Raw genomic sequence first — 4989 nt, 5'->3', positions numbered from 1 at the left:
CCGTGCGGGGTCAGCCGTTCCGCGGGACCGTCAGCACGATCTTTCCGCGCGTCCGGCCCTCCTGGCTGAGCCGGTGTGCCTCGGCCGCCTCGGCGAGCGGCAGTTCCCGGTCCACGTGCACGGTCAGCTTCCCGGCGTCGGCCAGCGCGCCCAGCTCGGCCAGACCCGCGCTGTCCGGCCGCACGAACACATAGCGACCGCCGGAGCCGGAGACCGCCGTGTCGACCACGGACACCACCCGGGACGCCTCCTTGACGAGGTCGAAGGAGGCCGGAAGGGCGTCCCCGCCGACGAAGTCGAACGCCGCGTCCACGCCGCCGGGCGCCAGCTCCCGGACGCGCTCCACGAGCCCGTCCCCGTACGCGACCGGCTCGGCGCCCAGCGACCGCAGATAGTCGTGGTTGCGCTCGCTCGCCGTGCCGATGACCCGGGCTCCCAGCGCGACCGCGATCTGTGCCGCGAGCGAGCCGACACCGCCGGCCGCCGCGTGCACGAGGACGGTGTCACCGGACCCGGTGTCCGCGGCCCGCAGCGACTGGAGCGCCGTGAGCCCGGCCAGCGGCAGACCGGCCGCCTGCTCCCAGCTGAGCGAGGCGGGCTTGCGGGCGAGGGTGCGGACCGGTGCGGCGACCTGCTCGGCGTAGGTGCCGAACTGGGCGACGTCCTGCCGGTTGTAGCCGACCACCTCGTCGCCGGGGGCGAACTCGGTCACGGCGGGGCCGGTGCGCTCCACGACACCGGCGAGGTCCCAGCCGAGGATCAGCGGGAAGTTGACCTGGAGGACGGGGTCGAGATAGCCCGCCGCGATCTTCCAGTCCACCGGGTTGACGCCGGCGGCCCGGATCCGGACCAGGACGCCGTCCGGCCCGACCTTGGGCTCCGGTACGTCGGTGAGCTGCGGGGCTTCTTCGTATGCGTTGATCGTCACTGCCTTCATGCCCGCACCAACGGTGCGACCGGGCCGGCTGATTCCCGGTGCCGCCGAACGGCTCACGGGAATCAGCCGTCCGTGCGCGGAGCGGGACGGAAGCCGGAGGCGGGCGTGCGCCGGACGGGCACCGGGCCGGGCGCGCCCGGGCGGGTACCGCGAGGTGGGGTCCGTGGGGCGGGATCCGCCGGCCGGGAACCGCGGGACGGTCCGTGGGGCGGAATCCGTGGGGCGGAATCCGTGGGGCGGAATCCGTGGGGCGGAATCCGTGGGGCGGAATCCGTGGGGCGGGATGGCCGGTCAGGCGGGCCACATGCGGTAGTCGTACGCGTCCGGCAGCGGGTGCTCCTCGCGCGCCCGGAGACGTATCTCCTCGGTGACCGGACCGTCCCCGGCGGTCAGCCGCTCGGCGATCTCCTGCCAGGTCCGGTGCAGCGACTCCTCGCCCTCCCGCAGGTCCGCCACCTCGAACCCCTCGTCGAACACCGCGCGCGCCGCGGCCGCGTCCCCCTCGGCGAGCAGCAGCCGCGCCCGGAGCAGCCGGAACCGGCCCCGGGCACGCAGCTCCGGCGGCAGCCCGTCCAGTACGGCCCGGGCGTCCGCGGCACGCCCGACGGCCAGCAGTGCGTCGGCCGCCTCACGGGACAGCGCCGCCTCGGCGGCGGTGCGGGCGGCGGCGCCCGCCTCCGGAGCGGACGCGTCCGGAGCACCGCCGGGGGCGGGTGGGCGCGGAGCGCGGCCGGGGACGCATCCACCGGGCGCGGTGCCGTCCGGGGCGGATCCGCCTGGAGCGGTGCTCTCCGGCGCGGTACCGTCCACGGCGGATCCGCGTGGCGTGCCGTCGGGGGCGGACCCGCCCGGAGCGCGGCCGGGCGCGGGCTGTCCGCTTGGGACGCCGTCGGGGGCCGCTGCTCCCGGAGTGGCCGGCGCCCCGCCCCGCAGCACCAGGACCGCGCGCAGCAGCCGGTCCGCCGCGCGCCCGGGCGCTCCCGACTCGGCGTCGGCCACCGCCAGGCAGCGCAGCGCCCACGGCGTCTCCGCGTGCCGGAGCGACCGTTCCCAGCTGCGGGCCGCCTGCGCACGGTCGCCCGCGTGCCACTGCGCCACGCCCAGGTGGTGGTCGGAGGCGGCGTTCGACGGGGCCGCCTCCAGCAGTTCCCGCCACTCCGGCGCCACCAGGCTCGGCCCGGGGTCGGACACCCCGGCGACGGTGTCCTCGGGCAGTGTGCCGCCGCGCAGCAGTTCCAGCCAGGGCCGCTGCGGTGCGCCGAGGGTGCCGGGCGGGAAGGGGGTGCCGGACAGTTTCCAGCCGCCGCGCTCCGACTCCAGCGCGCCCCAGCCGGAACCGGCCGCCAGCACGTCCCGCTCCCCCGGGTCGGTGTCGGCGCAGGGCCGCCAGGCGGCGTACGCCGCGTCCACGTCCGCGCGCGGCAGGGCCTCCTCCAGCCGGGCTTCCGCCTCGGCACGGGCCGCCGCCCAGTCCGGGCCGTGCACGGCGCCCGGGTCCGCGGCCAGCGGCCCGTACGCCTCCAGCCACGCGAACTCGGCGCCCGCCTCCAGCCGTACGTGTTCCAGCTGGGTGCGGGCGAGCCCGGCCTGGATCTCGGCGTAGCCGCCGGTGCCGGGCTCGGTCAGCCAGCGCTGCCAGCGCCGGCCGCCGGTGCCCGCGCCCCAGAGGAAGAGCTTGCGGCCGCGCAGCAGATCGGTGGAGGTCTGGACGAGGCCCCGGCCGTGCTCGTCGAGCGAGGCGATCCAGCGGCGGGCGCCGTCGGGAACCTCGTAGAAGTAGTCGGCCGGATACCCGCTGCGCAGCGGGTAGGTGCGGTCGGCGCCGTTCCACCCGGGCGCCGGGACGCGGCGCAGGCTGCGCTCGTAACCGAAGTGCCAGGCCTCCTCGGCCGGTGCCAGGACGCGGCTGCGCTCCTCCTCCGGTACGGCGATGTTCGACCACCAGTAGACGGGCACCGGCCGGTCGTGCGGGTTCCGGAGGCGCACGCCGACGTACAGGAAGTCGGAGCCCTCCGGCAGCCACAGGTCCACCTGGAACGGTGTGTCGCGCAGCCGCTCCCACTCCCAGAGCCGCAGCATGTCGCCGCCGTCGGGCGCGGGGACGCGCGCGGCGTGCACGGGTGAGCAGGACAGGGTGGTGTGCCCGGTGGCGCCGATGTTCCACTCGATGCCGCCGGAGAACCAGGCGCCGTTGAGGGCGAAGTCCGCGGGCTGGAACACCGGGTTGGTGTAGAGGAGTTCACGGCCGGACGGTTTGTGGAGCAGGGAGTGCACGCGGCCGCCGAGGCCGGTGAGGACCGTGGCGCGCAGCCGGTCGTTCTCGATGACGGCCGTGTCGAGAGCGATGGGCTCGCGGTCCCGCCCGTAGCCGTCGCGCAGCCGTTCGGGCAGCACGGAGCGCAGCGGCTCGTAACCGATCTGCCGGGCCATGCCGGCGGGCAGCGCGGCCCGCTCCTCCTCGCCGATCCGGTGCAGTTCGTCGAGCGGCCGGAGCGCGGGCAGCGGGTTGTCGGGCCCCACGGGCACTCCGGGAAGGTTCAGTACGGCACGTCGAACGGTCGTCGGCAAGGCAACCTCGCTCCCTGGTCCGGCTGGTGCTCCGGCGCCGGCCGCCCGGCGCCCACGATCACCATCGGACCACGCCGCGGGCCGCCTGAACAGGGCGCGGCCTGGCCGGACCGGGGCCTCAGCCGCGGGTGAGGGCCGACTCCACGAGATCGGCGAGGAGGGCGGCGCAGGAGCCGTCGGGGTCGAGGTCCGGGTCGTAGACGGTGATGTTGAACCCGGCGCAGCGGGGCGAGCCGAGCAGCGGGCGCAGCAGGGCACACGCCTCCTCGGCGGTCAGGCCGCCGGGGTCGGGGCTGTCGACGGCCGGCATGATCTCCGGGTCCAGCACGTCCGCGTCGAAGTGCACCCAGAAGCCGTCGAGATGATGGGACTCCAGGGTGGTGAGATGGACGTGCGCCATGTCCTCGACGCCCAGCTCCCGGATCTCCGTGACGGTGGACGTGGGGATCTTCAACTCGGCCAGCTCGGCGCGGTGCGCGTCGTAGTCGCGGATGCCGATGAGGCGTACGTCCTCGTCGCGCACGTACGGGCGCAGCCCCTCCAGGTCGGTGAGGTCCTGCTGGCCGCGGCCGGTGGAGAGGGCCAGTTCCTCGCCGCCGGCGGCGCCCACGGCGGGCGAGTTGCCGGGGTGGCGGAAGTCGGAGCTGCCGTCGAGCAGCGCGACCCCGTAGCGCCCGGTCCGGCGCAGCGCGAGCGCGGCGCCGAGCTGGATGCTGCAGTCGCCGCCGAGCACGACGGGGAACTCGCCGTCCCGGACGTGCCGTTCGACGCGGTCGGCGAGGCGCCGGGTGTACGCGGCGATGGGCGCGGCGTGGAAGACGCCGTCGCCCTCCCGCCAGGGCCCGCGGTCGTATCGGGGCGGCACGACGACTCCGCCCTCGCGGGCGCCGAGCCGCTCGGGCAGCCGCTGCTCGCGGAGGGCTCCGGCCAGCTTGTGGCAGCCGGGGACGGTCCCGGGCGCCGGCGGGCGCAGGCCGAGGTTGGACGGGGCGTCGAGGATCACGGTGCGGCGCATGGCATCCAGCCTAGGAGCCTCCGGCCCGGTCGCGCGGGGAGAATCCGGGGTTGCGCGTGCGCCGGCGGCGGCCGGCCGGCTGTCGGCGTGGGCGGGCGGCTTCGGCTGTCGGCTTCGGCGGCTGGCTTCGGCCGTCGGCTTCGGCTGTCGGCTTCGGCTGTCGGCTTCGGCTGTCGGCGTTGGCTGTCGGCTTCGGTTGTCGGCTTCGGCGGCTGGCTTCGGTAGTCGGCTTCGGCGGCCGGGCCGGATCCGGTGTGCCCGCGCCTCCGTACTCGCCCCCGGGGACCGCGCGTGCGGGCCCGGACGCGTCTGCCCGGGGCCGTGCATCGGGGCCCGGAAACGTCCGCCCGGGACCGGGTGAGCGGTCCCGGACACATCTGCCCGGGACCGTGCGCGGGGACCCGGCCCCGTGCCCGGGGCGGCCCGGACCGCCGGGTAAGGTCAGCCTTACCGCGCCGTCGTTTCCGGA

General features: G+C 76.4%; 3 protein-coding genes. All 3 read right to left on the bottom strand.

Features of this window, described 5'->3' with window-relative positions; all coding sequences use genetic code 11:
* Positions 1-10: 10 nt before the first annotated feature.
* On the bottom strand, positions 11-937 hold the full coding sequence (locus GCU69_RS16900) for an NADP-dependent oxidoreductase (protein WP_098754386.1): 927 nt from the start codon (positions 935-937) through the stop codon (positions 11-13).
* 291 nt (positions 938-1228) lie between these two features.
* The gene (locus tag GCU69_RS16895; RefSeq protein ID WP_156206529.1) at positions 1229-3505 is read right to left on the bottom strand and encodes a DUF5107 domain-containing protein; all 2277 of its coding nucleotides are present in this window, start codon (positions 3503-3505) and stop codon (positions 1229-1231) included.
* Between the two features lie 118 nt (positions 3506-3623).
* Entirely contained in the window at positions 3624-4520 is an 897-nt protein-coding gene (locus GCU69_RS16890) for an arginase family protein (RefSeq protein WP_098752166.1), read from the bottom strand.
* Positions 4521-4989: the final 469 nt, after the last annotated feature.

Source organism: Streptomyces lycii (assembly GCF_009735685.1).
GTDB lineage: Bacteria > Actinomycetota > Actinomycetes > Streptomycetales > Streptomycetaceae > Streptomyces > Streptomyces lycii.
This window is presented reverse-complemented; position numbering and strand designations above follow the sequence as displayed.